The sequence below is a fragment of the Leptothrix mechoopdaensis (SeqCode) genome, from assembly GCF_053893855.1.
Genome location: NZ_CM132699.1, coordinates 300,419 through 327,121, shown reverse-complemented (window position 1 = coordinate 327,121; position 26,703 = coordinate 300,419). Strand labels below are relative to the sequence as shown.

Sequence of the window (26,703 nt, the reverse complement as noted above, 5' to 3'; positions counted from 1 at the left end):
AAGGACCGGTCCCGGGCCGGCTTACTGGCCCTTCGCAGCGGCGACCTGGGCGGCCACTTCAGCCGCGAAGTCGTCCTGCTTCTTCTCGATGCCTTCGCCCACGATGAACATCGTGAACGAGGCCACCGTGGTGCCGGCAGCCTTGAGCATCTGCTCGACGGTCTGCTTGTCGTTCTTGACGAAGGGCTGGTTGAACAGCGAGACCTCCTTGAGGTACTTCTGCACCGAGCCTTCGATCATCTTGGCGGCGATGTCGGCCGGCTTGCCCGACTCGGCAGCCTTGGCGGTGGCGACCGAGCGCTCCTTCTCGATCAGTTCGGCGGGCACGTCGGCCTGCGTCAGCGCGACCGGCTTCATGGCCGCGACGTGCATCGCCACGTCCTTGGCGGCCGTGCCGTCACCGGTGTACTCGACGAGCACGCCGATGCGCACGCCGTGCAGGTAGTGGGCCAGCTGGCCACCGCCGGCATAGCGCTTGAAGCGGCGGATCGACATGTTCTCGCCGATCTTGCCGATCAGGCCCTTGCGCACGTCCTCGACCGTCGGGCCGAAGTCTTCCATCGCCAGCGGCAGGGCCGACAGCGCGGCCACGTCGGCCGGGTTGTGGTCGGCCACCAGCTGGGCGACCGATTGCACGAAGCCCAGGAAGGTATCGTTCTTGGAGACGAAGTCGGTCTCGCAGTTGACCTCGATCAGCGCACCCACGTCGCCATTGACGGCGGCGGCGATGACACCTTCGGCGGTCACGCGGCTGGCGGCCTTGCTGGCCTTGTTGCCGAGCTTGACCCGCAGGATCTCCTCGGCCTTGTCCATGTTGCCCTCGGCCTCGGTCAGTGCCTTCTTGCACTCCATCATCGGGGCGTCGGTCTTGGCGCGCAGTTCGGCGACCATGCTGGCGGTGATTGCAGCCATTGTTCAACTCCTGTCACGGAAGATGGCCGCACCCACTGCGGCCATCGGGATATCTCGAAAAAAAGGGGCTGTAGCAGCCCCTTGCTCACCGGTCCCGGAGGACTCAGGCGGCGTCGTTGACCTCGACGAACTCGTCGCCGTTGGAGGCAACGGCCTCGATCACTTCATTGACCGAGTTGGCCTTGCCTTCCAGCACGGCGTCGGCCATCACGCGGGCGTACAGCGCTACGGCCTTGGCCGAGTCGTCGTTGCCGGGGATGATGTAGTCGATGCCTTCGGGCGAGTGGTTGGTGTCAACCACGCCGATGACCGGAATGCCGAGCTTGCGGGCTTCGGCGACGGCGATCTTGTGATAGCCGACGTCGATGACGAACAGCGCGTCAGGCAGGGCGTTCATCGCGGCGATGCCGCCGATGTCCTTCTGCAGCTTGTCGATCTCGCGCTGGAACAGCAGCGCTTCCTTCTTGATCGACGGCTGGGTGCCAGCCTCGACCATCGCCTGCATCTCGTTGAGCTTCTTCAGCGAACCCTTGACGGTCTTGAAGTTGGTCAGCATGCCGCCGAGCCAGCGCTGGTCGACGTAGGGCATGCCGGCACGGGCCGCTTCCATCGCGACGACGTCGCGCGCCTGGCGCTTCGTGCCCACGAACAGGATGTTGCCGCGGCGCGAGGCCAGCTGGCGGGCGAACTTGGTGGCCTCGTTGAAGAGCGGAACCGTCTTCTCGAGGTTGATGATGTGGATCTTGTTGCGATGGCCGAAGATGTACGGGGCCATCTTGGGGTTCCAGAAGCGGGTCTGGTGTCCGAAATGGACACCGGCTTCCAGCATGTCACGCATGGTGAAGGACATGAGTTGCTCCAAAGGTTGGATCTAGAATCCGGCTCGAATTGCACGCAGTGACAAGAGAAACACGCGGCACACACGACAGGGATCTCTCCACCGTCGTTGCCCGCATCCTCTGCAGTCGCAACACCTTCAGTTCGCTTCGCTGGCCTATCCAGTTCAGCTGCCGGACTCGCGTTTAGGACAAGTCTTCTTGATCGTCTTGACGCTCCCACCCCTTCGCCGTGTGGCTTCTGCCTAGCCTCGGGGGTGTTCACGAAAAAACCCAAAGAGTATAGCAGCCGTGAAGAGCCGTCCCGCGCCTGTCCCCGCGCAAGCCCCCGAATCCGCCTGCCCCGCCGACCTGGTTGACGCCCGAGAGCGCGTCCTCGCAGGCACTGCGGTTGCCTCCGCCCTGATCGAGCAGAGCGCACTTGCCGCGCGGTCGGCCATCGCCGAACGGGCCCATGTGTCGCTGGACCTCGACGGCGCCCGTTCCGCCGCCCGCCGCACCGACGAGCGCATCGCCTGTGGCGACGACCCTGGCGCGCTGGCCGGACTGGCCATCAGCGTGAAGGACCTGTTCGATGTGCGCGGCCAGGTCACGCGGGCCGGTTCGACCTGGTTGAACGAAGGTCACCCCGCCGCCCAGGACGCGCCCGCCGTCGCGCGCCTGCGGGCTGCCGGCGCCGCGCTGATCGGGCGGACCCAGATGACCGAGTTCGCGTTCTCCGGCGTCGGCCTCAACCCGCACACCGGCACACCGGCCAACGTTGCGCTGGCCCGCCTCGGACAACCCGGTCGGGCGCCGGGTGGATCAACCTCCGGCGGCGCGGTCTCGGTCGCCAGCGGCGCCTCGTGGGCCGCGCTCGGCTCCGACACCGGCGGCTCGCTGCGCATCCCCGCCGCGCTGCATGGCCTGGTCGGCTTCAAGTCCAGCCAGCACCTCGTGCCGCTGGCCGGCAGCGTGCCGCTCGCGCCCAGCTTCGACACCGTCGGCGCGATCACCCGCAGCGTGCGCGACGCCGTCGTGCTGCACGAGGTCCTGGCCGATCGCCGCGTCCACCTCGCCGGTCGACCGGTCACCGGCCTGCGACTCGGCTGGTGCCGCCGCCTCTTCCTCGACGCGCTCGACCCCGCCGTCGCCAGCGCCTGGCAACGCAGCCTGGACGTGCTGGCCGCTGCCGGCGCGACGCTGGTCGAACGCGACCTGCCGGCGCTCGACGACCTGCCGCGCCTGACCGACAGCGGCGGCATCACCGCCGCCGAGGCATGGGCCTGGCATGCGCCGCACCTCGCCGCGCATGCCGACGACTACGACCCGCGCGTGCTGTCGCGCATCCAGCGCGGTCGTTCCATCGACGCCCACCACCGCAAGTCGCTGCACGCCTTGCGAGCCGACTGGATCGTTCGACTTCAGGCCCAGATCGCCGATGTCGACGTGATGCTGGCACCGACCGTTGCCCGCCCTGCCCCGCCGATCGCCGACCTGCTGGGCGATGACGCGACCTTCTTCGACCTGAACGCCGCGCTCTTGCGCAACCCCGCCGTGATCAACCTCTTCGACGGCTGCGCGATCAGCCTGCCCGCGCCGGTCCCGGCCGATGCCGCCCCGGTCGGCCTGATGGCCTGGGCCGGACGCGATGCCGACGACCGCCTGCTCGACGCCGCCCTGGCCATCGAGGCCACCTTGCGCGACGCCGTCGCCCGGAGCCGCTGATGCGCGTCGCGGTGATCGGTGCCGGCGTGGCCGGCATGGCGAGCGCGTGCGAACTCGCGCAACGTGGCCACGAGGTCGTCGTCTACGACCGCCACGACGGCGTCGCCGAAGCGTCCAGCTTCGCGCATGCCAACCTGCTGACCCCCGGCCTGGTTTCGCCGGCCGCCGCGCCGGGCATGCGGCGCTGGTTGTGGCGCGGCCTGCGTCACCACTCGGCGGCACTGCGCTGGCACCCGATGCAATCGGCCGCCGCCTACCGCTGGCTGTGGCGCTGGTGGCGCGCCAGCCGTCGCGGCCATGCCGACGACGTCCGCGCGATGACCGAACTGGCCATGCTCAGCCTGCAGCGGCTGGACCGCATCAACGGCGAGTTCGCGATCGAGCACGAGCGCAGCGACGGCGTGCTGGTGCTGCTGCGCCACAACAGCGAGCTGGCACCGAGCCATCGCCATGCGCAGATGCTGCGCGAGCTGGGCTGGACGGCCAAGGAGCTCGGCCCCGACGAGTGCCGCCAGGTCGAGCCGCACCTGGGCCCGGCGTCGATTGCCGGCGGCCTGCTGCTGCCGAAGGACGGTGTCGGCAACTGCCGCCTGTGGATCCAGCGCCTGCGCGACGGCCTGGTGCGCCAGCACGGTGTACAGCTGCGTCTGGGCACCGAGGTGACGACGATCTCGCAGTCGGGCGACAGCGCCGGCGTCGAGCTGCGACTCGTCCCGCGGGCCGGCGCACGGATGCGACCGGATGGCCTGCGCACGCCAGCCGACCCCGGCACCGCCCGGCACGACGCCGTCGTGCTGTGTGGCGGGGCGGACACCGGCCTGCTTCAGGGCGCCGGACTGCGCATCCCGATGATGTCGGTCTGGGGCCGCTCGCTGACCTTGCGGCTGCGTCCCGACAGCCAGGCGCTGCGCTCGGCCGTGGTCGACGCGCGCGACGGCATCACGCTGACCCGCCTGGGCGAGCGGCTGCGCGTGAGTGGCGGCCATGAGCTGGGCGCCCCTGGCGAGGCGGGTTCGGAAGACGCGCTGCGGCCGCTCTACCGGGCGCTGAACCGCTGGTTCGGCCATGCCACCGACAGGAACACGTCGCAGATCTGGCAAGGCGCGCGGCCGATGCTGCCCGACGGTCCGCCGATCATCGGCGCGGCGCCGATGCCGGGTGTCTGGCTCAACGTCGGTCACGGCGCCCACGGCTGGACGCTGGCTTGCGGCAGCGCCCGTCTGCTGGCCGAGCAGATGGCCGGCCAGACGACCTCGGTCGATCCGGTGCCGTTCGCGCTGTCGCGCTGGCAAGGCCGATGAACACGGGCCTCGCGACGATCGAGCCGGTCGTGCTCGACACCAATGTCGTGCTCGACTGGCTGGTCTTCCGCAGCGAAGACACCGCCGAACTCGGCGCGGCGATCGAGGCCGGACGGCTGGCCTGGTTGGCCACCGCGGCGATGCGCGAGGAGTCGATCGAGGTGCTGGACCGCCTGCGCACCCACGCCCACCTGCAACGCTGGGACGAACGGCGCCTGCCGGCCCTGGCCGCCGTCGAACGCTGGATGCAACCGGTCGAGGCACCGCCCCCGTTGCCCTGGCCGATGCGGCTGCGCAGCGTCGACCCGGACGACCAGATCTACATCGACCTGGCGCTGCACCGGCGCATCCCCTGGCTGCTGAGCCGCGACCGCGCCCTGCTCAAGCTCGCCAAGCGCGCCCGGCCTCATGGCGTGCAGGTGCTGACGCCGGCGCAGTGGAAGGGGGTCTGGCAGGCCTAGCATCCACGCATGTCGCAGCCCCTGCCCGCCCTTGTCAGCTCCCTGGTCGTCACCCATGCGCCGCTCCACCTGCTGGCCGGTGCCGGTTGGGCGACACCGGTGGATCTGCACGACGCCCGCCACGCCGGTGAACTCGAAAGGGCTCACACCGCCCGCCTGCCGCCACACCAGCTGATGCAGACGGCCGGCCTGGTGACCGCCCGGCTGGCGCAAGCCCTGGCGCCTCACGCCGGGCGCGTCATCGTGCTGGCCGGACCCGGCAACAACGGCGGCGACGGCTTCGAGGCGGCCGCGCAGCTGCAGTCGCGCTGGCCCGGCATCCATCTGGAGCTGTGGTGGCTTGGCCGCGCACAGGTCCAACCCGCCGACGCGCAGGCATCGCGCGCCCGCGCCGCCGCTGCCGGCGTGGTGATCCGGTCACTCGACGACGACGCCGCCGAGCGAGCACGAACGCTGTCAACCTGGTGCGAGACGCTCGCCGGTTCGGGCAACGACACGCTGATCCTCGACGCCCTGCTCGGTCGCGGCCTGAACCGGCCGGCCGATGGCGAGATGGCTCGCCTGATCGAGGACCTGAACGCAGGCGGCGCGCACGTTCTGGCGGTCGACCTGCCTTCCGGACTGAACGGCGACACCGGCAGCTGGGTCGATGCGCCTGCGGCCGCGATCGTGCGGGCCGATGCCACGCTCGCCTTGCTGAGCCCTGCCCCCGGCCTGCTGACCGGCGAGGGCCGCGATGCTGTCGGCGAGCTGTGGTGGCACGACCTCGGCACCTCGACAAGTCCGTTGCCATCGGCCGTTCCGCCGCAAGCCCGGCTGGAACGCGGTGCCGCGCTGGCAAAGGTGCTGCAGCCGCGCCTGCACCGTCAGCACAAGGGCAGCGTCGGCGATCTGTGGGTGGTCGGCGGCGCGGCGGCGATGACGGGCGCCGCCTGGCTCGCCGCCCGCACCGCGCTGCAGGCAGGCGCGGGCCGGGTTCATGTCGACTTGCTGGACACGACAGGTCCGGGCCTGGATCCGGGACAGCCCGAGCTGATGGTCGGTCGTCGCGCAGTCGCCGAAGACCTGCGCCATGCCACCGTGGTGGCCGGCTGCGGCGGCGGACAGGCCATCGCCACGCGCCTGCCCGAACTGCTGGCCGGCAGCGCCCGGCTGGTGCTGGACGCGGACGCCCTCAACGCGATCGCACAAGATGCCGGCCTGCGGTCACGGCTGCAGGATCGTTCAGGCCGGGGCTTGCCGAGCGTGTTGACGCCACACCCGCTGGAGGCGGCCCGGCTGCTGGATGCCACCGTGGCGGACGTGCAGCGCGATCGATTGGCAGCCGCACGCGCGCTCGCCGCTCGACACGGCTGCACGGTGCTGCTGAAGGGATCGGGAACGGTGGTCTGCGGACCCGCCGCAACCGCCTTGCCGTCGATCAACGGCAGCGGCAATGCGGCGCTCGCCACGCCGGGCAGCGGTGATGTGCTGGCCGGCGCCATCGGGGCGCTGTGGAGCCGCGCGGCGGCGTCCGAAGCCCGTTCAGGATGGTCGACCGACGACATTGCCACGCTGGCGACAACCGCTGCGGTCGACCTGCACGGCCGGGTGGCTCAGTCGATGAGCCCGCGCGGCGAGGCCTTGCCGGCCTCGCTGCTGGCCGCGGGTCTGGGCGACTGGCTCAGGAACGCGAACGGCGCGGCTTGGCGCTGCGCGTGACCGCGCTGCCATCGCCCGCCGCAGCCTTGCCGGCAGCGGTCGCCTTGCCCTTGCCGGACTTCGACGCCTTGGCCGGCCGGGCCTTGCGGGTGGCACTGCCGGCGGCCTTGCGAGCGGCCTTGCGGACCTCGCGATCGGTCTCCTGCACGCTGGCCAGTTCGCCTTGTGCGCTGCCGGTCTTCGGCGTGCGTTCGCGCGGGCTGCGTTGCGAGGCGCCGGGCGCCGTCGCCCCGCCTTCGCGGACCAGACGGAAGTCGATCTTGCGGCCGTCCAGGTCGACCCGGCTGACCTGCACGCGGATCTTGCCGCCGACCGCATAACGCACGCCCGTGCGTTCGCCACGCAGTTCCTGGCGCACCTCGTCGAAGCGGTAGTACTCGCCGCCCAGTTCGGTGATGTGGACCAGGCCTTCGACGTAGAGCTCGTTGAGCTGCACGAACAGGCCGAAGCTGGTGACCGCGCTGATCGTGCCGGCGTATTCCTCGCCGAGGCGGTCGCGCATGAACTTGCACTTGAGCCAGGCCTCGACATCGCGCGAGGCCTCGTCGGCGCGGCGCTCGTTGGCGCTGCAATGCATGCCCGCCGCTTCCCAGTTGCCCTGGGCCTGCGCGGCCTTCGCACCGCCCTTGACCGGCTTGATCTGCGCGTGGGCCTCCTGCTCGCGGGCGGCCTTGGCGTTCTTGGCCGCCTGCGCCAGGCCACGCCGGTCGCTGCCGGTGTTGGCCGGTCGCGGCAGTTCGATCACGTACTTCTTGCCCGCCAGGATGGCCTTGATCACCCGATGCACCAGCAGGTCCGGATAACGCCGGATCGGGCTGGTGAAGTGCGTGTAGGCCTCGTAGGCCAGGCCGAAGTGACCGCTGTTGATGGGGGTGTAGATCGCCTGCTGCATCGCGCGCAGGATCATCTGGTGGATCTGCGCCGCGTCGGGCCGATCACGCGTCTGCTGCGCGATGGTCTGCAGTTCGGACGGCTTCGGATCCTCGCTGAGCACGAAGCCCAGACCCATCGAGCGCAGGTAGTTCTGCAGCGTCAGGCGCTTCTCGGGCGTCGGGCCTTCGTGAACGCGGTAGAGGCTCGGATGCTTGGCACCGTGGATGAAGTCGGCAGCGCAGACGTTCGCCGCCAGCATCGCCTCCTCGATCAGCCGATGGGCCTCGGTGCGGGTGCGCGGCACGATCTTCTCGATGCGGCCGTTGTCGTCGCAGACGATCTGCGTCTCGGTGGTCTCGAAGTCGACCGCACCGCGGGTCGCGCGCTGCTTGAGCAGGGCGCGGTAGACCTCGTGCAGGTGGATCAGGTCATTGACCCGCGCAGCGCGCTTGCGGGCTTCAGGACCGCGCGTGTTGCCGAGGATCGCCGCCACCTCGTTGTAGGTGAAGCGCGCGTGCGACAGGATCACCGCCGGATAGAACTGATAGGCCTGCACCTCGCCGGTCGTGTCGACCAGCATGTCGCAGACCATCGACAGGCGCTCTTCATCGGGATTCAGCGAACACAGGCCGTTGGACAGCTTCTCCGGCAGCATCGGGATGACCCGGCGCGGGAAGTAGACCGAGGTCGCGCGCTCGAAGGCGTCACCGTCCAGGGCCTCGCCCGGCTTGACGTAGTGGCTGACGTCGGCGATGGCCACCAGCAATCGCCACCCCTTGGCCTTGCCGATCTTGGCGGGCTCGCAGTAGACGGCGTCGTCGAAGTCGCGGGCGTCCTCGCCGTCGATCGTCACCAGCGGCACGTCGCGCAGGTCGACGCGGCCCTTCAGGTCGACCGCCCGCAGGCGATCGGGCAGCTTGGCGGTCTGTGCCAGTGTCTCGGTGCTGAAGCGGTGCGGCACCTCGTACTTGCGCACCGCAATCTCGATCTCCATGCCGGGATCGTCGATGTCGCCGAGCACCTCGGTGATCCGGCCGACCGGTTGCGAATACAGCGACGGCGGCTCGGTCAGTTCGATCGCGACGACCTGACCGGCCTCGGCCTTCGCGGTCGCGTTCTTCGGAATCAGGATGTCCTGGCCATAGCGCTTGTCCTCGGGCGCCACGATCCACGCGCCGCCTTCCAGCAGCAGCCGGCCGATGATCGGCGCGCGCTTGCGCTCGATGATCTCCAGCACGCGGCCCTCCGGCCGTCCCTTGCGATCCAGGCGGATCACCCGGACCTTCACGCGGTCACGGTGCAGAACCGCCCGCATTTCCTGGGGCGCCAGATAGATGTCCGGCTCCCCGTCTTCCCGGATCACGAAGCCGTGACCATCGCGGTGCCCCTGCACCGTGCCCTCGATCTCACTCATGAGTGTGGCGTTCAAACAATACCTCTTGCTTTTCGAATTCGATGGATGCTACACTTTCTTTCTCGGTTGATCACTGCAACGCAGCACCAACCAGCAAAAGAAAAAAGAAGAAAAACAAGAACACGACAAAAGAAGTCGAAAAGATCAAGCCCAGGTGGCGGAATTGGTAGACGCACTAGTTTCAGGTACTAGCGGGTAACTCCGTGGAGGTTCGAGTCCTCTCCTGGGCACCATCATCAAACGGCCGACAGCCACAAGCTGTCGGCCGTTTTGTTTTGTGTTGGATGCAGCGAATGTCATGTCGATTCTCCTGCGGCCTTCGCCTGCGACTGCATGCGGACCCCGATGTGGTGACTCGCCAAACAAAACGCCCGGACATGCCGGGCGTTGTCGTTCATGCAGGGCCTGCTGCTCAAACCGCCAGCTTGCGGGCCAGACCATCCGGACGCAGGCCGTCGTATTCCTCGAAGGGCTGATGGATCCACGGACTGGTCGGCAGCATCTCGACGAAGTAGTCCGGCGTGTAGTTCGACACGCCCTTCACCCACAGCACGGCCGACTTCAGCTCGCGGATCTGCGGCATGCCGCGCAGGCGTTCGACCACGGCCTGCAGCGTGACGCCCGAGTCGGCCAGGTCGTCGACCAGCAGGACCCGTCCGGCCAGTTCACCCTTGGGCATGGTGATGTACTTGGCCATGTCCAGCCGACCCTGGATCGTGCCGGCCTCGGCCCGATACGAACTCGTCGACATGATCGCCAGCGGCTTGTCGAAGACGCGCGACAGCACGTCGCCCGGGCGCATGCCGCCGCGAGCCAGACACAGGATCTGGTCGAACTCCCAACCCGAGTTGTGGACCTTGAGTGCGAGACGCTCGGTCAGCAGGTGGTACTCGTCCCAGGACACATACAGGTGCTTGCCATCGTCGGTGAGCATCGGTCTTTCCCTTGTCAGCGGTGATCGTCGTGAAGATCGCGAAATCCGTCAGGCTCAGGCCTTGTACGGGTGACGCAGCAGGATGGTGTGATCGCGATCCGGACCGGTGGAGACCATGTCGATCGGCGCGCCGATGAAGGCCTGCACACGTTCGAGGTAGCGACGCGCGTTCAGCGGCAGCTTGTCCCACTCCGTCACGCCGGCGGTCGTCTCGGTCCAGCCGGGGAAGGTCTCGTAGATCGGCTCGGCCGCCACGATGTCGTCAGCATCCAGCGGCAGGATGTCGATGGTTTCCCCACGCAGCTTGTAGCCGATGCCCATCTTGATCTCGGCCAGGCCATCGAGCACGTCCAGCTTGGTGATGCACAGGCCCGAGATGCCGTTGATCAGGATCGAGCGCTTGAGCGCCGCCGCATCCAGCCAGCCGCAGCGGCGGGCACGACCGGTGACGGTGCCACGCTCCTGACCGATGGTCGACAGGTGGTGGCCGACCGTGCCGGCATCGTCGATCGGCAACTCGGTCGGGAACGGACCGCTGCCCACGCGCGTGGTGTAGGCCTTGGTGATGCCCAGGATGTAGTGCAGCTTGTCCGGGCCGACGCCCGAACCTGCGGCGGCGTTGCCTGCCACGCAATTGCTCGAGGTGACGTAGGGATAGGTGCCGTGGTCGATGTCGAGCAGCGTGCCCTGCGCGCCTTCGAACAGGACGCTGCCGCCGGAGACGTTGGTCGCGTGGATGCGCACGCCGACGTCGGCCAGCATCGGCTTGATCTGCTCAGCCAGCTTCATCGCGTGGTCGTAGATCGGCTGGAACTCGAGCGTCGTGCCCTTCAGGAATCCCGACAGCGCATGGTTGTGGAGTTCCAGCAGGTCCTTGAGCTTGCTGGCGAAGCGCTCCGGATGCTTGAGGTCCTGGGCCCGCAGCGCCCGGCGCGCGACCTTGTCCTCGTAGGCCGGGCCGATGCCCTTGCCGGTGGTGCCGATCTTGCCGGCGCCGCTCGACTCGCGCAGGGCTTCGCGGGCGCGATCGACCTCGACGTGGAACGGCAGGATCAGCGGGCAGGACTCGCTGATGTAGAGACGCGAACGCACGTTCAGGCCCGCGGCCTCCAGGCGCTCGATCTCGAGCATCAGATGGGCCGGATCGACCACCACGCCATTGCCGATGTAGCAGGCCACGCCTTCGCGCATGATCCCCGACGGGATCAGCTGCAGCGCCGTCTTCTTGCCGTTGATGACCAGCGTATGGCCGGCGTTGTGGCCACCCTGGAAGCGCACCACTGCGGCTGCGTGGTCGGTCAGCCAGTCGACGACCTTGCCCTTGCCTTCGTCACCCCATTGGGTGCCGACCACGACGACGTTGCGGCCTGACGCGGCACTGCGTGTATCCATCTCTCAATCCGATCGAAAAGGGAATCTTCGGTGTGGTCGGCACGCACTCAGCGCGCACGGACCGACCATTGGCCATGTTCGGCGACCAGTTCGCGGTCGCAGTCGAATTCATCGGCCTCGTGTTCATGGCCCGGCAGCACGCTGACCACCGTCTCGCCGGCACGGCGCAGACGGCGCACGGCGGCGCGCAGTTCGGGGTCTTCGCTCCAGGGCGCGCGGATCGCGGCACGACGGCCGTCGAAATCGACACCGCCGACGACCGCCTTCAGGTCCAGACTGAAGCCGACCGCCGGACGCTTGCGCCCGAACACCGCGCCGACGTCGTCGTAGCGGCCGCCACGGGCCAGCGCATCGGTGCAACCGCGACCGTAGATGGCGAAACGGGCACCGCTGTAGTAGCCCTGGCCGGACATGTCGCCCAGGTCGAAACCAAGCGCCAGTTCAGGCTGGACGGCATGCAGATGGCGCGACAGCCATTCGAGGTCATCGAGCGCGGCGCGAACCAGCGGCACATCGGGCAGGCTCGCGCGGGCGCGCGGCAGCAGGTTGTCACCACCGTACAGGTCGACCAGCGACAGCAGGCCGGCACGCACCGGCGCCGGCAGGGCATCGCCGAGCGCCTCGATGGCCGAGCCGTCCTTCGCGGCCAGCGCCGCCTCGACGGCGACGCGGGTGTCGGCCGTCACCTCGCCGCAGGAAAGCACGCCACGCAGCAGCCGTGCATCGGAGAGGTCCAGCAGCAGGCCGCCGATGCCGGCACGACCGAGGCACTCCAGCGCCAGCTCGATGATCTCGAGATCGGCTTCCAGGCCGGCGTGGCCATAGGTCTCGGCACCGAACTGCAACGGTTCGCGGCTGCCGTGCAGGCCGGTCGGGCGGGTGTGCAACACCGGACCGCAGTAACACAGGCGGGTCAGGCCGGCGCGGTTGAGCAGATGGGCGTCGATGCGGGCGACCTGGGGCGTGGCGTCGGCGCGCACACCAAGCGTGCGTCCGCTGAGCTGGTCGACCAGCTTGAAGGTCTTCAGGTCGAGGGCCAGCCCGGTGCCCGACAGCAGCGACTCGATGTGCTCGAGCAGCGGGGGCATGACGAGCTCGTGGCCATGGGCTCGCGCCGCATCGAGCATGAGGCGGCGCAGTTCTTCGATGCGGCGCGCTTCATGCGGCAGGACATCGGCAATGTGCTCGGGCAGCAGCCAAGCTGAGGACATGGCGTTTCGTGGACTCAAAACGCCGGATTCTAGCGGGCGGCACCTTGCTGCCGGCCGACACCGGCGCTGGGTTTGGAAGGACGGCGGAACGCCCGGGCGGGCGTCAGGGCCAGCTGACGACCAGCAGCAACACGCCGATCAGGATGCTGCACAGGCCGAAGAAGCGGATCTGTCCGTCCTGCAGCCGCAGCACCTGTTCGAAGACCTGGCGCCAGCGCTGCGGACTCAGGAACGGCAGCAGGCCCTCGATGACCAGGACCAGCGCCAGCGCGGCCCAGAGTGTTTCGGTCATCGGCCGAGCGACATCACTTGCGACCGGCCGGCGCCGGCGCGCCACCCGGCGTGCCACGCATCGCCTTGAAGAACTCGCTGGCCGGGTCGACCACGATCACGTCGCTCTTGCTGCGGAAGCTGGAGCGATAGGCCTCGAGGCTGCGATAGAACTGCGCGAACTGCGGGTCACGGCCGAAGGAATCGGCGTAGAGGGCCGATGCCTTCGCGTCGCCCTCGCCCTTGAGCTTCTGGGCGTCGCGATAGGCCTCGGCGAGGATCACCTCGCGCTGCTTGTCGGCGTCGGCGCGGATCTTCTCGCCCTCGGCCGAACCCTGCGAACGCAGCTCGTTGGCCACCCGCTTGCGCTCGGACTCCATGCGACGGTAGACCGATTCGGTCACGGTCGAGGCGAAGTCCACGCGCTTGATGCGCACGTCGACGATCTCGATGCCGAAGTTCTTGGCGTCGTCGGCCATGCGGGCCATGACGTCCTGCATGACCTTCTCGCGTTCGCCCGACAGCATCGAGCGCACGCTGCGCTTGGTCACTTCCTCGTTGAACGCGGCCTGCACGATCGGGGTCAGGCGGGCCTCGGCATTGCGCAGGTCGATGCCGGTATTGCGGATGAACTGGCGCGGCTCGACGATGCGCCACTTCACCAGCCAGTCGATCACCAGGCTCTGCTTCTCGGCCGTGAAAATCGGCCGGGTCTCCGGGCTGTCCAGGGTCTGGGTGCGGCGGTCGATCAGGATGACGTTCTGCAGCGGCGGGGGCAGCTTGAACTTCAGGCCGGGCTCGGTGATGACTTCCTTGATCTCGCCGAGCGAATAGACGACCGCGACGAAGCGCTGGTCGACCACGAAGAGCGTGGACATGGCGGTCATCAGGACCAGCAGCACGCCAACGACGAAGAGTCCGATTCGATTCATGGATTCAGGTCCTTGTGGCTCGGGCTCAGCGAGCGTCGCGGCTGCGTTGGCCGTCGCGCGAACGAACGTCCGTGACGGGCGCGGGGGCGGTCTCGACGGTCGGCGGAACCGGCGTGCCGAGCGTCGGCGCACTCGACGCCGGAGCGGTCTGCTGCATCAGCTTGTCCAGCGGCAGGTAGAGCAGGTTGCCGCTGCCGCGCGAATCGACCATGACCTTGGTGACGTTGGCATAGACCTGCGCCATCGTGTCGATGTAGAGACGGTCACGCGTCACTGCCGGCGCCTTCTGGTACTCGGCCAGCACCGAGCGGAAACGCTCGGCGTCGCCCTCGGCCTGCGCAATCACGCGGGCCCGGTAACCCTGAGCCTCCTCGTTCAGGCGGGCGGCCGCGCCACGCGCCTTCGGCAGGATGTCGTTGGCATAGGCCTGACCCTCGTTCTTCAGGCGCTCGCGGTCGGCTCCGGCCTTGAAGGCATCGTCGAAGGCGGCCTGAACCTGCTCGGGCGCCTGCACGCTCTGCACGTTGGCATTGACCACCAGGATGCCGGCCTTGAGGCGGTCCAGCTGGGCCTGGATGGACTTCACCAGATCAACCGCGATGGCATCGCGCTGCTCGTACAGCACCGAGTCCATGTTGCTGCGACCGACGATCTCGCGCACGGCCGACTCGGCGGCCTGCTGCACGGCTTCCTCGACGTTGCGGTTCTCGAACAGGAAGTCCTTGACCTCCTTGAGGCGCCACTGAACGGTGAAGCGGATGTCGACGATGTTCTCGTCCTGCGTCAGCATCGACGAGTCGCGCAGGCCGGTGGCCTGCACGACGTTGTTGCGGCCGACCTCGGTCGAGCGGGTCTGCGTCACCGAGACGGTCTCGTGGGCCTGGAACGGATACGGCCAGCGGAACTGGATGCCGGCATCGACCGTGCGGGCATATCGGCCAAAGGTCAGGATCACGGCCTGCTGGCCCTCCTGCACGATGAAGAAGCCGCTGCCCAGCCACAGCAGGCCGACGATGCCGGCGATCAGGCCGCCGCCGATGCCCAGCATCCGGGCGTCCGACGGATCACCGCCGCCGCCGCCACCGCCGCCGACGCCACCACCGCGGTTGCCCGGGTTGCGTGCGCCGAACAGGCCGCCGAGCTTCTGGTTGAAGTCGCGCCAGAGTTCGTCGAGGTCGGGCGGGCCGTCGTTGCGGCCGTTGGCCATCAGGTCGACGCCGGCCAACGACAGCGCGCGGCGGCCGAGTCCGTTGACCACGGCGCGGGCGGCCGCACAGGTCTCGACCAGTCGTGATCCCAGGCTCAGGGTGTGGGGCATGGATGTCATGGGCTGAATGCTAATGGCTGGCGATCAGGCCGCACGGGGGCGGGGCCGGTGTTCGTCATCGTCTGCCGCGTCGGACAACAGGTCCTCGGGCGTCGCTTCGAGCGGATCGGCAGGCTGCGGTTCCATCGACGTGTCGATCGGTCGGAAGCGCACGTCGTCGACACGCGCATCGGCGCCCGCATCGGCGTCGATCGAGGCCTGCGCGATGGCCTCGCGCAAGGCGGCCAGACCGACACCGGCCGCTGCGCTGATGAACAGGCGCGGCACCACGCGGCCCGGTTCGAGCTCGTAGTGATCGGCCATCTGGCGCGGCCGGGCGTCTTCCTCGATCAGGTCGAGCTTGTTGAAGACCAGCAGCTGCGGCAGCTCGGCCGCACCGATCTCGCGCAGCACGCGCTGGACTTCCTGGACCTGTTCGAGCCAGGTCGGGCTGGCACCGTCGACGACGTGCAACAGCAGGTCCGCCTCGGCGGCTTCCTGCAACGTCGCCTGGAAGGCCTCGACCAGACCGTGCGGCAGGTCGCGGATGAAGCCGACCGTGTCGGACAGCGAGACGCTGCGCTGCGCGGCTTCGAGGTACATCTGCCGCGTGGTGGTGTCGAGCGTCGCGAACAGCTGGTCGGCCGCGTAGGTGCGGGCCTTGACCAGCGCATTGAACAGCGTGCTCTTGCCGGCGTTGGTGTAGCCGACCAGCGAGACGCGGAAGGTGCCGTGGCGCTCACGCGAGCGGCGCTGCGTGTTGCGCTGGCGCTTGACCTTGGCCAGGCGTTCCTTCACGGACTTGATGCGCGCATCGATCATGCGGCGGTCGAGCTCGATCTGGGTCTCGCCCGGACCGCCGCGCAGGCCGAAGCCGCCGCGCTGGCGTTCGAGGTGGGACCAGCGCCGGACCAGCCGGGTGGCGAGGTACTGCAGCCGTGCCAGCTCGACCTGCAGCTTGCCCTCGTGGCTGCGCGCGCGCGCCGCGAAGATCTCGAGGATCAGGCCGGTGCGGTCGAGCACCTCGACGCCGATGTGGCGCTCCAGGTTGCGCTGCTGCGCCGGGCCGAGGGCCTGGTCGAAGATCACGCAATGGGCCTGGTGCAAGGTCACCAGTTCCTTGATCTCGTCGGCCTTGCCGCTGCCCACGTAGAGCGCGGCGTCGATCGCCTTGCGGCGCGAGATCAGCCGGGCGACCGGCTCGTCACCGGCCGATTCGGCCAGCAGCGCCAGTTCGTCGAGGGTCGGATCGAAGGAGGAACCCGTCCCCAGGTCGACGCCCACGAGCACTGCCCGCGGACGTGCGACGACTTCCGTGTCGGTCAAGGTGATCGAAGAATCTGGGATGGGAGGGGACGGATCGGGGGGGCGCCGAAGATCAGGCGGCTTCCGGGGTGTCGTTCGGGTGGAAGTTCACCGGACGCCCGGGCACGACGGTGGAGATCGCGTGCTTGTAGACCATCTGGGTGACCGTGTTGCGCAGCAGGACCACGTACTGGTCGAAGGACTCGATGTGGCCCTGGAGCTTGATGCCGTTGACGAGGTAGATCGACACGGGCACGTGCTCCTTGCGCAGCAGGTTCAGGAAGGGATCCTGCAAGAGTTGGCCTTTGTTGCTCACGATATTCTCCGTGTTGAAAGAGTTCAGAAGAGGTGCACCATAACACAGGGTTTCCGCCGATCTGCCCGGCCGGACATCGCCCTGTCATGGTTCCGGAAAGCCACCGGAAGGGCTCAGCGATCGTCGTCGGCAAAGGGGTTGTGCGAGCTGCGCATCTCGATGCGCAACGGCGTTCCGACCAGCTTGAAGTGCTCGCGGATGCGGCCTTCGAGGTAGCGCTTGTAGACGTCCGTGACGTGTTCGACCGCATTGCCGTGGACCACCACGATCGGGGGGTTCTGGCCGCCCTGGTGCGCATATCGCAGCTTGGGGCGGAAGGCGCCGGCCCGTTTGGGCTGCTGGTAGGACACCGCGTCCTGCAGCAGGCGCGTCAGCTGCGGCGTCGGCATCTTGCAGGTCGCCGAGGCCCACGACGCGTCGATCGCCTGCCACAGCGGGCCGAGGCCCTGGCGGCGCTTGGCCGAGATGTGCACGATCGGCGCGAACTTCAGGAACGAAAGGCGCGACTCGATCGAGCGCTCCAGCATCTCGCGCTGGTAGCTGTCGATCGCGTCCCACTTGTTGACCGCGATGACCACCGCGCGGCCCGATTCGAGGACATAGCCGGCGATGTGCGCGTCCTGGTCGGACACGCCCTCGATCGCGTCGATCAGCAGCAGCACGACGTTGGCATCGGCGATGGCCTGCAGCGTCTTGACGACCGAGAACTTCTCGATCGCCTCGAACACCTTGCCCTTGCGACGCAGGCCGGCCGTGTCGATGATCTCGTAGCGCTTGCCGTCGCGCTCGAACGGCACGGTGATGGCGTCGCGCGTGGTGCCGGGCAGGTCGAAGGCGACCAGCCGCTCCTCGCCCAGCCAGGTGTTGATCAGCGTCGACTTGCCGACGTTCGGGCGACCGCAGACAGCCAGCCGCACCGGCCGGTCCTCGTCGGGCACGGCCTCGTCGTCGTCCTCGTCGTCTTCCGGGAAGAAGTCCTCGAGCGCCGCCTCGATCAGGCTGCGCACGCCCTGGCCGTGGGCCGACGAGACCGGGTGCGGGTCGCCGATGCCCAGCTCGTAGAACTCGGCCAGCAGCGGCGATTCCTGCATGCCCTCGGCCTTGTTGGCCGCCAGCAGGACACGCTTGTTGGCGCCGCGCAGGTAACGCGCGATGTCGTGGTCCTGGGCCGAGAGACCGGCCCGCACGTCGACCACGAAGACGACCGCATCCGCCTCGGCCACGGCCTGGCGGGTCTGCTTGGCCATTTCCTTGAAGATGCCGGCGGTCGAGTCGGGCTCGAAGCCGCCCGTGTCGATGACGATGAATTCGTGCTTGCCGACCTTGCCGTCGCCGTAGTGGCGGTCACGGGTCAGGCCGGCAAAGTCGGCCACGATCGCGTCGCGGCTGCCGGTGAGTCGGTTGAACAGGGTGGACTTGCCGACGTTGGGTCGTCCGACGAGGGCAATGACCGGTTTCATGATGGGCTCTCTTGCAAGCGGGCGGCGACGCGCCCGCTCATTCGGGCCGGAAGGCGTGGACGCCACCCGACTTGGTGATGGCCAGCAGCGTGGTGCCCGAGCGCACCAGCGGCACGGCGATGCCGCTGCCGTCGGTGGGCAGGCGCAGCAGGCTGTCGCCCCGCTCGCGGCCGTAGAAATGGAGCCAGCCCTCGAAGTCGCCGAAGACCACCGTGCTGCCGCTGATCAGCGGCGCGCTCAGGCCCCGGTTGCGCAGGCGCTCGTGGCTCCACAGCAGGTCGCCGGTCGACGCCTTCCAGGCGCTGATGCGGTCGCTGCCGTCGGCCGCCACCAGCACATCGGCATCGGCCGCGACGCCCTGGTAGCCGCCGAAGTTGCGGCTCCAGCGCAGCTGGTTGCGTTCGACCTGGACACAGCCGACCGAGGACTGGAAGGCCCGCAGGCACAGCACGTCGCCGGTGCGCACCGAGGGTGCGACCAGATCGGAGAGACGTTCGACCTCGTTGGTGCCGCGCTGGGCCGGCAGCGCCACTTCCTGGCGCAAGGTCCCCAGCAGCGGATCGATCTGCAGCAGGCGCGGGCCCTGGCCGGCCAGCAGCGTGTCCTTGAAGGGCAGCAGCACGCCGGGTTGCGCCAGCGCCAGCGGCTCGCCGCTGCGCGACAGGCTCCAGAGCTTGCGGCCGTCGAGCGCGTCGAAAGCCTCGATCGTGCGGTCGACACGCTGGACGAACACACGCTCGCCGGCCACCAGCGGCGCGGTCACCGCGCGCGAGCCGAGCCGGCTGCGCCAGCGCACCTTGCCGCCCTCGTAGACGATCAGGTCGTTGCTGGCGCCGACCACGGCCAGGAAGCGGCCGTCGGTGCCGATGCCGGCCGTCAGCGCCTCGCCCACCGCGATGCGGGCACGTTCGGTGCCGGTGGCGACATCCAGTGCCAGGATCAGCCCGTCGCGCGTGGCCACCAGGAACCGGTCGCCCTGGACCGCCACGGTCAGCCCCGGCAGCGGCGCGCCGCCGAGCCACGCGCGCCAGACCTGCTTGCCGGCGATCTTCGCGGGGACGTTCTCCAGCGGAGCGGGCTTGGGCGGCGCTGCGCCACAGCCGGCCAGCAGCCCGGCCGCGCCGATCAGCGTTGCCGCCAGGACGAGGCGGGCGGCCGATCTCACGGCTGCGCTCCGGACGCGGCGGCGTCGACCGCCGGGGCGGCGCCCAGCGCGATCAGCTTGGCCTCGATCAGGCGGCGGTAGTCCAGCGTCGGGTCCATCGCCTTGTAGGCCTGCTCGTAGGACTTGATGGCGTCGGCCTTCTTGTCGAGCGCGATCTGGATGTCGCCCCGGCGGTCGGCGACCAGCGCCTCGTAGCCTTCGGGCAGATCGGTCGGCAGCACCTTCAGCGCCTCCTCGGCCTTGCCGGCGTCGAGCAGCAGCGCGGCCAGACGCAGGCGCGCGCCGACCTGGTACTCGCGCACGCTGGCCTGGTCGGCGACCCAGGCGAGCGTCGTGCGGGCGGCCTCGGCCTGGCCCTTGTCGGCCTGCACCTTGGCGGTCAGCAGACCGGCCTGACCGGCGATGGCGGTGCCGGCATAACGCGACTTCAGGTCCTCGAAGACCTTGGCGGCGCGGTCGGCATCACCGACCAGCACGGCGCGTTCGACCTCGTCGTACATGCCGTTGGCCTTGCTGGCCTGGTCACGCTGCCACCACTGCCAGCCCGACCAGGCGGCGTAGGCGCCCAGCACGAGCACCAGGCCCCAGCTGATGACGTCGCCCCAGCGCTTCCAGAAGTGCTTGAGCTGATCGATCTGTTCCTGTTCTTCGAGGTCGAGGTGCGTGGCCATGCAGTGCCTGAGGGACGTTCGGATAGCGGCACCGCGGCGGCTGGATCGGCTCGCTGCGGTGGATGAAAGTGGCACGGCCCGGACTCCGGACCGAACCCAAGATTATGCGGGCTGGCCCGGGCCGGCCAGGAGTTCGGCGGCCCAGCCGGAGACCCCGTCCAGGGGGCACAGGCGCTGGGCCGCGCCGCCTTCGCGCAGCGGCTTGACGGCCACCATGCCCTGGGCGAGCTCGTCGGCACCGAAGACCAGCGCGTGGCGGGCACCGCTGGCATCGGCCTTCTTGAACTGCGACTTGAACGAACCACCGCCCGCGTGCATCTGCACCGAGACGCCGGCCGCACGCAGCCGGTCGAGCGCGACCATCGCCTGCGGCAGCGCGGCCGCGTCGGGGACGATGGCGTAGGCGTCGGGCTGGGCGCCCGGCACCGGCACGCCCAGTTCCTGCAGCAGCAGCAGCAGGCGTTCGATGCCCAGGCCGAAGCCGATGGCCGGCGTGGACTTGCCGCCCAGCTGCTCGAACAGGCCGTCGTAGCGACCACCGCCGCAGACCGTGCCCTGCGAGCCGAGCTGCTCGGTGATCCACTCGAACACCGTCAGGTTGTAGTAGTCCAGCCCGCGCACCAGGCGCGGGTTGATGCGGTAGGGCAGCCCGGCCGCGTCCAGCACCGCGCAGACGGCGGCCAGGTGCGCCTTCGACTCGTCGCCGAGATGTTCCTGCAGCTTGGGCGCGGCCTCGACCAGCGCCTGCATCGCCGGGTTCTTGCTGTCGAGGATGCGCAGCGGGTTGCTGTGCAGACGGCGCCGGGCGTCCTCGTCGAGCTGGTCGGCGTGAGCCTCGAAGTAGGTGATCAGCGCGGCGCGATGGGCCGCCCGTTCGACCGGCTGGCCCAGGCTGTTGAGCTCCAGGCGGACATGGCAGTCCGGGCCGTCGCCAACCTTCAGGCCGAGCGCGTGCCAGAGCTGGCGGACCATCAGGATCAGCTCGGCATCGACATCCGGGCCGGCAAAGCCGAGCGCCTCGACATCGAGCTGGTGGAACTGGCGGTAGCGACCCTTCTGCGGCCGTTCATGGCGGAACACCGGGCCGATGCCCCAGACCCGCAGCGGGCCGTTGTAGAGCGCGTTGTGCTCGACCATCGCGCGCACGATGCCGGCGGTGATCTCCGGGCGCAGCGTCAGGCGGTCGCCGTTCATCGCGTCGGTCCAGGAGTACATCTCCTTCTCGACGATGTCGGTGGCCTCGCCGATGCCCCGCACGAACAGCGCCGTCGGCTCGACGATCGGCGTCATCAGGTACTGGTAGCCGTGGCGCGCCAGCACCGCCTGAACGGTGTTCTCGAACCAGCGCCACAGCGCCGAGTCGGGCAGCTTCTCCTTGCGCGGCAGGCCGGCCGGCAGGATGTCGTTCATGCCTTTGACGGCCAGGATCTTCTCGCTCATGTGTGCGTCTTCTCGTCCAAGTGAAAGCGGCGGCCACGGGCCGCCGCGCGCGGGGCAGGCGCCGGGATCAGGCGCTGGCGCTGGCCGCTGCGGCGCCGTAGCGGCGCTCGATGTACTGCTCGACGATGGTCTGGAACTCGGTGGCGATGCCCTCGCCGCGCAAGGTCATGGCCTTCTCGCCGTCGATGAAGACCGGCGCGGCCGGGGCCTCGCCGGTGCCGGGCAGGCTGATGCCGATGTCGGCGTGCTTGCTCTCGCCCGGGCCGTTGACGATGCAGCCCATCACCGCGACCTTCATCTTCTCGACGCCGGGGTAGCGGACGCGCCAGACCGGCATCTGGGCGCGCAGGTAGTCGTCGATCTGCTTGGCCAGTTCCTGGAAGGTCGTGCTGGTGGTGCGACCGCAGCCGGGGCAGGCGGTCACGCTGGGCACGAAGCTGCGCAGCCCGAGCGCCTGCAGGATCTCGAGGGCGACGACGACCTCCTGCGTGCGGGCCTCGCCGGGCTGCGGCGTCAGGCTGACACGGATGGTGTCGCCGATGCCCTGCTGCAGCAGCACCGACAGCGCGGCGGCCGAGGCGACGGTGCCCTTGGTGCCCATGCCAGCCTCGGTCAGGCCCAGGTGCAGGGGGTAGTCGCAGCGCGGACGCAGCGCGCGGTAGACGGCGATCAGGTCCTGCACGCCGCTGACCTTGCAGCTCGGGATGATCTGCGCCGGGTTCATGCCCAGCTCGACCGCCGCGGCGGCCGACTCCAGCACCGACTGGATCAGCGCCTCGTACATGACCTGGCGTGCCTCCCAGGGCCGGGCGCGGCGCTGGTTCTCGTCCATCAGGCGGGCGAGCAGTTCCTGGTCCAGGCTGCCCCAGTTCACGCCGATGCGGATCGCCTTGTCGTATCGCACGGCGGCCTCGACCATCATCGCGAACTGGCGGTCCTTCTTGTCGCCCTTGCCGACGTTGCCCGGGTTGATGCGGTACTTCGACAGCGCGCGCGCCATCTCCGGGAACTCGGTCAGCAGGCGGTGGCCGTTGTAGTGGAAGTCGCCGACCAGCGGCACGTCGATGCCCATGCGGTCGAGCTGCTCGCGGATCGCCGGGACGGCGGCCGCCGCCTCGGGCGTGTTGACCGTGATGCGCACCAGCTCGGAGCCGGCGATCGCCAGTTCCTTGACCTGGATGGCCGTGCCGATCACGTCCTCGGTGTCGGTGTTGGTCATCGACTGGACCCGCACCGGCGCGTCGCCGCCGATCGTCACCACGCGCGAACCCCAGACCACGCGGGCCTGCAGGCTGCGGCGCGGCGCAGGTTCGCCCAGGGCGATCGGTTCGCGCTCCGGATCCAGGCCGGTCATCGTGCTCTCGTTGGCCATGTGCACACCCGTCAGTTCAGTTCGACCCGCGCGACGTTCTCGCGCGTCAGCGGAGCCAGGTCGACCGGCTTGCCGCGGAACAGCACCTCGGTGCCCTCGGCGTTGCCGATCTTCAGCCGGATCGGCAGGCTGCCTTCCAGGCCGACGGTCTCGCCGGCCGGCAGCATGCGCGACAGCAGCACGGCGCCGGCCGCGTCGCGGACCTCGATCCACGAATCGGCCCGCGTGCGCAGCACCACGGTGCGCGCGTAGCCGGCCCGGCTCGCTTCGGCGGCCGATGCCGCTGCGGCAGCCTTGGCCGCGTTCTTGCCCGTCGCCGATGCGGCCGGCGGCGCCGGCAACAGTTCCTCGCGCGGGGCGGAATGCACGGTCTCGATCACGGCGCTCGGCGCACCGGCAACGGCCACCGCGCCACCGCTGTCGCCACCATCGGCCGAGGCCATCGCATCGCTGGCCGCAGCCGCCGGCACCGGCGAGGTCTCGGTCACGGCCGCACCACCCGAACCCGCCACGCCCGGCTCGGCGCCGGAGCCTTCGCCCGACAGGCGTTCCTTCAGTCCCGACCAGGCCTGCACCAGACCGCTCGGCAGCCAGGTCGACGCGGCGGGCGCCTGCCAGACCAGCAGTGCCAGCACCAGCAGCGCCAGCGGCGCGATCAGGTTCGGGCGCAGCCAGTTGCGCCAGTTCGTCAGGCGCTGGCTGTCGAAGGGCTCGCGGTAGGGCGTGGCCAGGCCGCGCGTGACCGTCTCCAGCGCGACCGGCGCCACGCGGGCCGTCGGCAGGGCGGCGAGCACCGGGGCCGGGTCGATCTCGAGCTGGCGGGCGATCGAGGTCGCCAGGCCGCGGATGAAGGCGACGCCGGGCAGTTCGTCGAGCCGGTCGGCCTCCAGGGCTTCCAGCTTGCGGACCGGCACCTTCAGCAGCAGCGCCAGCTGGTCGAGTTCCAGACCGCGCTGTTCGCGGGCGGCGCGCAGCATGGCGCCGGCACTGCCGTCCGGACCGGTGGCACCGGCGGGCGGAACCGGGGCTGGCGTGGCTTCACTCATCGAATAGACCTCGTTCAAACGCCGCGCTCTCGCGCGAGCCCGGATAACGGGTGCGCAGCTGCCGGCCGAGATCCTCGGTGGCGGCCACGTCGTTGCGCCGATGCTCGATGCGGGCGCCCAGCCACAGCGTCTCGGCGCTGGACAGGTTGCCGTCGCCATTGAGCCGCTGGATGTAGAACCGCGCGCGGTCCAGGTCGCCGCGACGCATCAGCACCTCGGCCAGGTTGTAGGTGATCGCCGGGTTGCCGGTGTCGAGCTCGAAGCCACGCGCCAGCAGGCGCTCGGAGGCCGACAGGTCGCCGGCCCGGGCCTCGCAGACGCCTTGCGCGAGCAGCGTCTTGGCCTGCTCGCGATACCGCGGCAGTGCCAGCGTCTGCTCGAAGTAGCGCCGCGCCTCGGGGTAGCGGCGCTTCTGGCACAGGAACCAGGCGTAGTTGTGGGACGCGTCGGCGTCACTGGCGTTGAGGGCCAGCGCGCGCCGGAAACTCTCGTCGGCCAGCCCGTCCTCGGACATCGCGGCGTAGATCAGGCCACGCAGGTTGTAGGCCGAGCCGTTGTTCGGATCGGCCTGCAGCGCACGCTTGACCTCGTCCAGCGCGGTCGCCGCCTGGCCCTGGCCGAAGTAGGCCGCCGCCAGTTCGAGGCGGATGCGCGAGCGCTTGGCGCTGTCGGTCTCGTCCGACGAGGTCACCAGGTCCGGCCGGGACGTGCCCGGCAGCGGCGCCGGCGTGCTAACCGGCGCGGGAGGCGGCGTCTGGACGGTGTCGCCCACGCTGGTGTTGACCACCTCGGTCGTGGTCGTGCAGGCCGACAGGAGCCCCAGCGCCATGACCGCCAGCCACACGAAGGCCGCGCCAGGACGGCGGTGCGGGAAGGTCATGCGCAGGCTCATGTGGGAAGGTCTCCGGGAACGGCCGAGCTGCCCGTCACCGCCGCGTCGCGCACGACGCGGATCGGGGCACGGGTCATGCGCTCATGGGCGCGGGTGCGGTCCTGCACCTCGCCGGCAAGCTGACCGCAGGCCGCATCGATGTCGTCACCCCGGGTCTTGCGCACCGTGGTCACCAGCCCGCCGTCGATCAGGATCTGGGCGAAGGCCTGCACGCGCGCGTTCGGCGAACGCTTCAGGCCGGACGCCGGAAACGGGTTGAACGGGATCAGGTTGAACTTGCACGGCACACGGCCGACGGGACCACGCGGGCCGACCAGATCGAGCAGCGCGCGCGCCTGGGCGTCGCTGTCGTTGACGCCGTCGAGCATGCAGTATTCGAAGGTGATGAAGTCGCGCGGCGCGCGCACCAGGTAGCGCTGGCAGGCGCCGAGCAGCTCGGCCAGCGGGTACTTGCGGTTCAGCGGCACCAGCACGTCGCGCAGCGCGTCGTCGCCGGCATGCAGGGACACGGCCAGCGCCACCGGCAGGTCGTCGCGCAGGCGGTCCATCATCGGCACGACGCCGGAGGTGGAGACGGTCACGCGGCGGCGCGACAGGCCGTAGCCGTGGTCATCGAGCATCACGCGCAGCGCCGGCACGAGCGCGCCGTAGTTCTGCAGCGGCTCGCCCATGCCCATCATCACGACGTTGGTGATGACGCGGTCACCGGCGCCGGTGCCCTGTTCGCGCCGCAGCGTGTGCTCGGCAAACCAGAGCTGGGCGAGGATCTCGCCGGTCGAGAGGTTGCGCGAGAAGCCCTGGTGCCCGGTCGAGCAGAAGCGGCAACCCACGGCGCAACCGGCCTGGGACGACACGCACAGCGTGCCGCGGTCGTCCTCGGGGATGTAGACGGATTCGACGGCATTGCCGTCACCGACGTCGAACAGCCACTTGATCGTGCCGTCGGCCGAGCGGTGCTCGGAGACGACCGGCAAGGGCTGCACGACCGCCTGGTCGGCCAGCTTGCCGCGCAGGCTCTTGGCCAGGTCGCTCATCTGCGCGAAGTCGGATGCGCCGCGCTGGTGGATCCAGCGGAACAGCTGGACGGCGCGGAAGCGCTTCTCGCCGAGCTGCTCGCACCAGGCGGTCAGCGCGTCGAGGTCGAAGTCCAGCAGGTTGACGGCGGTCATGTCGGGCAGATGAGAGAACCGGATCGCGGGCGACGCGCCTGGGCAGGCGCCCTCGCCCGCTGCCGCATCAGCGGCTGTAGACCGACATCGCCGGGAAGAAGAAGGCGATCTCGACGGCGGCGGTCTCGGCGGCATCCGAACCGTGCACGGCGTTGGCGTCGATGCTGTCGGCGAAGTCGGCGCGGATCGTGCCCTTGTCGGCCTTCTTCGGGTCGGTGGCGCCCATCAGCTCGCGGTTCTTCAGGATGGCGTTCTCGCCTTCGAGCACCTGGATCATCACCGGGCCCGAGATCATGAAGCTGACCAGGTCGTTGAAGAACGGACGAGCCTTGTGCACCGCGTAGAAGGCTTCGGCTTCGGCGCGCGACAGCTGGGCCAGACGGGCGGCGGCGATCTTCAGGCCAGCGCCCTCGAAGCGGGAATAGATCTGGCCGATGACGTTCTTGGCGACGGCGTCGGGCTTGATGATGGACAGGGTGCGTTCGATGGCCATGTAGTTCTCCAGGGACCGGTTCTCGTGGGACCGGGTGTTGACGAAAAGCCGGCGATTTTAGCCGCCGTGCGTGACGGCCCATGACCGCTTGGGTCTGCTGGCGCCGTCAAGGGAACATCGGGGA

General features: G+C 69.3%; 24 protein-coding genes and 1 tRNA gene. 5 read left to right on the top strand and 20 right to left on the bottom strand.

All coding sequences use genetic code 11. From position 1 onward, the window contains the following. Positions 1-21: 21 nt before the first annotated feature. Together tsf and rpsB are read right to left on the bottom strand one after the other, a co-directional pair. The gene (gene tsf / locus ACWA7K_RS01480; RefSeq protein ID WP_456164943.1) at positions 22-912 is read right to left on the bottom strand and encodes a translation elongation factor Ts; all 891 of its coding nucleotides are present in this window, start codon (positions 910-912) and stop codon (positions 22-24) included. A 103-nt stretch (positions 913-1,015) separates the two neighbouring features. Further along, entirely contained in the window at positions 1,016-1,762 is a 747-nt protein-coding gene (gene rpsB, locus ACWA7K_RS01475) for a 30S ribosomal protein S2 (RefSeq protein ID WP_456164941.1), read from the bottom strand. A gap of 277 nt (positions 1,763-2,039) precedes the next feature. On the opposite strand from rpsB, the gene ACWA7K_RS01470 reads away from it, so the two are divergent. The 4 genes from ACWA7K_RS01470 to ACWA7K_RS01455 are packed head-to-tail and all read left to right on the top strand — an operon-like array spanning position 2,040 to position 6,918. Continuing rightward, positions 2,040-3,455: an amidase gene (locus ACWA7K_RS01470; RefSeq protein WP_456164939.1), complete on the top strand. Its 1,416-nt coding sequence runs from the start codon at positions 2,040-2,042 to the stop codon at positions 3,453-3,455. Next, positions 3,455-4,756, top strand: a complete 1,302-nt coding sequence (locus ACWA7K_RS01465) for an FAD-dependent oxidoreductase (RefSeq protein WP_456164937.1) — start codon at positions 3,455-3,457, stop codon at positions 4,754-4,756. Before ACWA7K_RS01470 ends, ACWA7K_RS01465 begins: the two co-directional genes overlap by 1 nt. Continuing rightward, a complete protein-coding gene (locus ACWA7K_RS01460; RefSeq protein WP_456164935.1) occupies positions 4,753-5,217 on the top strand; it encodes a PIN domain-containing protein in 465 nt (154 codons plus the stop codon). The genes ACWA7K_RS01465 and ACWA7K_RS01460 overlap by 4 nt, the downstream gene beginning before the upstream one ends. Positions 5,218-5,226: 9 nt before the next feature. Continuing rightward, on the top strand, positions 5,227-6,918 hold the full coding sequence (locus tag ACWA7K_RS01455) for an NAD(P)H-hydrate dehydratase (protein ID WP_456164933.1): 1,692 nt from the start codon (positions 5,227-5,229) through the stop codon (positions 6,916-6,918). On the opposite strand, the gene rnr is transcribed toward ACWA7K_RS01455, so the two are convergent. Then, positions 6,881-9,205, bottom strand: coding sequence for a ribonuclease R (rnr, locus tag ACWA7K_RS01450; RefSeq protein ID WP_456164931.1), 2,325 nt, complete (start codon positions 9,203-9,205; stop codon positions 6,881-6,883). The two genes, ACWA7K_RS01455 and rnr, sit on opposite strands and share 38 nt — an antisense overlap. 148 nt (positions 9,206-9,353) lie before the next feature. On the opposite strand from rnr, the gene ACWA7K_RS01445 reads away from it, so the two are divergent. Further along, a tRNA-Leu gene (locus tag ACWA7K_RS01445) sits at positions 9,354-9,438 on the top strand. 179 nt (positions 9,439-9,617) lie between these two features. Here the strand turns inward: ACWA7K_RS01445 and ACWA7K_RS01440 are convergent. The 17 genes from ACWA7K_RS01440 to ndk all read right to left on the bottom strand — a co-directional run bounded on the left by ACWA7K_RS01440 (position 9,618) and on the right by ndk (position 26,579). After that, a complete protein-coding gene (locus tag ACWA7K_RS01440) occupies positions 9,618-10,139 on the bottom strand; it encodes a phosphoribosyltransferase (protein ID WP_456164929.1) in 522 nt (173 codons plus the stop codon). A gap of 54 nt (positions 10,140-10,193) precedes the next feature. Further along, entirely contained in the window at positions 10,194-11,531 is a 1,338-nt protein-coding gene (locus ACWA7K_RS01435) for an adenylosuccinate synthase (protein WP_456164927.1), read from the bottom strand. Between the two features lie 47 nt (positions 11,532-11,578). Then, positions 11,579-12,742 carry an ATP phosphoribosyltransferase regulatory subunit gene (locus tag ACWA7K_RS01430; protein WP_456164925.1) on the bottom strand — a complete coding sequence of 388 codons (1,164 nt, stop codon included), beginning with the start codon at positions 12,740-12,742 and terminating at the stop codon, positions 11,579-11,581. 103 nt (positions 12,743-12,845) lie between these two features. Further along, positions 12,846-13,034, bottom strand: coding sequence for a DUF2065 domain-containing protein (locus ACWA7K_RS01425; RefSeq protein ID WP_456164923.1), 189 nt, complete (start codon positions 13,032-13,034; stop codon positions 12,846-12,848). 13 nt (positions 13,035-13,047) lie between these two features. Beyond that, a complete protein-coding gene (gene hflC, locus ACWA7K_RS01420; RefSeq protein WP_456164921.1) occupies positions 13,048-13,944 on the bottom strand; it encodes a protease modulator HflC in 897 nt (298 codons plus the stop codon). 25 nt (positions 13,945-13,969) lie between these two features. Next, a complete protein-coding gene (gene hflK, locus ACWA7K_RS01415; protein WP_456168650.1) occupies positions 13,970-15,151 on the bottom strand; it encodes an FtsH protease activity modulator HflK in 1,182 nt (393 codons plus the stop codon). A gap of 144 nt (positions 15,152-15,295) precedes the next feature. After that, complete coding sequence (hflX, locus tag ACWA7K_RS01410; RefSeq protein WP_456164919.1) at positions 15,296-16,576, bottom strand: GTPase HflX; 1,281 nt, start codon at positions 16,574-16,576, stop codon at positions 15,296-15,298. Positions 16,577-16,628: 52 nt separating this feature from the next. After that, a complete protein-coding gene (gene hfq, locus ACWA7K_RS01405; RefSeq protein WP_456164917.1) occupies positions 16,629-16,871 on the bottom strand; it encodes an RNA chaperone Hfq in 243 nt (80 codons plus the stop codon). Between the two features lie 113 nt (positions 16,872-16,984). After that, complete coding sequence (der, locus tag ACWA7K_RS01400) at positions 16,985-18,331, bottom strand: ribosome biogenesis GTPase Der (protein ID WP_456164915.1); 1,347 nt, start codon at positions 18,329-18,331, stop codon at positions 16,985-16,987. Between the two features lie 37 nt (positions 18,332-18,368). Further along, positions 18,369-19,496 carry a PQQ-binding-like beta-propeller repeat protein gene (locus ACWA7K_RS01395; protein WP_456164913.1) on the bottom strand — a complete coding sequence of 376 codons (1,128 nt, stop codon included), beginning with the start codon at positions 19,494-19,496 and terminating at the stop codon, positions 18,369-18,371. Then, entirely contained in the window at positions 19,493-20,167 is a 675-nt protein-coding gene (locus tag ACWA7K_RS01390; RefSeq protein ID WP_456164911.1) for a YfgM family protein, read from the bottom strand. The genes ACWA7K_RS01395 and ACWA7K_RS01390 overlap by 4 nt, the downstream gene beginning before the upstream one ends. A gap of 102 nt (positions 20,168-20,269) precedes the next feature. Further along, positions 20,270-21,607: a histidine--tRNA ligase gene (hisS, locus tag ACWA7K_RS01385; RefSeq protein WP_456164909.1), complete on the bottom strand. Its 1,338-nt coding sequence runs from the start codon at positions 21,605-21,607 to the stop codon at positions 20,270-20,272. Positions 21,608-21,674: 67 nt separating this feature from the next. Next, complete coding sequence (ispG, locus tag ACWA7K_RS01380) at positions 21,675-22,961, bottom strand: flavodoxin-dependent (E)-4-hydroxy-3-methylbut-2-enyl-diphosphate synthase (protein WP_456168648.1); 1,287 nt, start codon at positions 22,959-22,961, stop codon at positions 21,675-21,677. Between the two features lie 29 nt (positions 22,962-22,990). Continuing rightward, the gene (locus tag ACWA7K_RS01375) at positions 22,991-24,025 is read right to left on the bottom strand and encodes a helix-turn-helix domain-containing protein (RefSeq protein WP_456164908.1); all 1,035 of its coding nucleotides are present in this window, start codon (positions 24,023-24,025) and stop codon (positions 22,991-22,993) included. Further along, complete coding sequence (gene pilW, locus ACWA7K_RS01370; RefSeq protein WP_456164906.1) at positions 24,018-24,917, bottom strand: type IV pilus biogenesis/stability protein PilW; 900 nt, start codon at positions 24,915-24,917, stop codon at positions 24,018-24,020. The genes ACWA7K_RS01375 and pilW overlap by 8 nt, the downstream gene beginning before the upstream one ends. Then, on the bottom strand, positions 24,914-26,086 hold the full coding sequence (rlmN, locus tag ACWA7K_RS01365) for a 23S rRNA (adenine(2503)-C(2))-methyltransferase RlmN (protein ID WP_456164904.1): 1,173 nt from the start codon (positions 26,084-26,086) through the stop codon (positions 24,914-24,916). Before rlmN ends, pilW begins: the two co-directional genes overlap by 4 nt. A 67-nt stretch (positions 26,087-26,153) precedes the next feature. Beyond that, positions 26,154-26,579 carry a nucleoside-diphosphate kinase gene (ndk, locus tag ACWA7K_RS01360; RefSeq protein ID WP_456164902.1) on the bottom strand — a complete coding sequence of 142 codons (426 nt, stop codon included), beginning with the start codon at positions 26,577-26,579 and terminating at the stop codon, positions 26,154-26,156. Between the last annotated feature and the right edge of the window lie 124 nt (positions 26,580-26,703).

Coding starts and splice junctions, on each gene's coding strand:
- ACWA7K_RS01375 (WP_456164908.1), bottom strand. CDS start 24,025: ATGAGTGAAGCCACGCCAGCCCCGGTTCCGCCCGCCGGTGCCACCGGT.
- ACWA7K_RS01435 (WP_456164927.1), bottom strand. CDS start 11,531: ATGGATACACGCAGTGCCGCGTCAGGCCGCAACGTCGTCGTGGTCGGC.
- rpsB (WP_456164941.1), bottom strand. CDS start 1,762: ATGTCCTTCACCATGCGTGACATGCTGGAAGCCGGTGTCCATTTCGGA.
- ispG (WP_456168648.1), bottom strand. CDS start 22,961: ATGACCGGCCTGGATCCGGAGCGCGAACCGATCGCCCTGGGCGAACCT.
- hflK (WP_456168650.1), bottom strand. CDS start 15,151: ATGGCCAACGGCCGCAACGACGGCCCGCCCGACCTCGACGAACTCTGG.
- pilW (WP_456164906.1), bottom strand. CDS start 24,917: ATGAGCCTGCGCATGACCTTCCCGCACCGCCGTCCTGGCGCGGCCTTC.
- ACWA7K_RS01460 (WP_456164935.1), top strand. CDS start 4,753: ATGAACACGGGCCTCGCGACGATCGAGCCGGTCGTGCTCGACACCAAT.
- rnr (WP_456164931.1), bottom strand. CDS start 9,205: ATGAGTGAGATCGAGGGCACGGTGCAGGGGCACCGCGATGGTCACGGC.
- hflC (WP_456164921.1), bottom strand. CDS start 13,944: ATGAATCGAATCGGACTCTTCGTCGTTGGCGTGCTGCTGGTCCTGATG.
- ACWA7K_RS01390 (WP_456164911.1), bottom strand. CDS start 20,167: ATGGCCACGCACCTCGACCTCGAAGAACAGGAACAGATCGATCAGCTC.
- ndk (WP_456164902.1), bottom strand. CDS start 26,579: ATGGCCATCGAACGCACCCTGTCCATCATCAAGCCCGACGCCGTCGCC.
- ACWA7K_RS01430 (WP_456164925.1), bottom strand. CDS start 12,742: ATGTCCTCAGCTTGGCTGCTGCCCGAGCACATTGCCGATGTCCTGCCG.
- hisS (WP_456164909.1), bottom strand. CDS start 21,607: ATGAGCGAGAAGATCCTGGCCGTCAAAGGCATGAACGACATCCTGCCG.
- ACWA7K_RS01425 (WP_456164923.1), bottom strand. CDS start 13,034: ATGACCGAAACACTCTGGGCCGCGCTGGCGCTGGTCCTGGTCATCGAG.
- tsf (WP_456164943.1), bottom strand. CDS start 912: ATGGCTGCAATCACCGCCAGCATGGTCGCCGAACTGCGCGCCAAGACC.
- rlmN (WP_456164904.1), bottom strand. CDS start 26,086: ATGACCGCCGTCAACCTGCTGGACTTCGACCTCGACGCGCTGACCGCC.
- ACWA7K_RS01440 (WP_456164929.1), bottom strand. CDS start 10,139: ATGCTCACCGACGATGGCAAGCACCTGTATGTGTCCTGGGACGAGTAC.
- der (WP_456164915.1), bottom strand. CDS start 18,331: ATGAAACCGGTCATTGCCCTCGTCGGACGACCCAACGTCGGCAAGTCC.
- ACWA7K_RS01455 (WP_456164933.1), top strand. CDS start 5,227: ATGTCGCAGCCCCTGCCCGCCCTTGTCAGCTCCCTGGTCGTCACCCAT.
- ACWA7K_RS01465 (WP_456164937.1), top strand. CDS start 3,455: ATGCGCGTCGCGGTGATCGGTGCCGGCGTGGCCGGCATGGCGAGCGCG.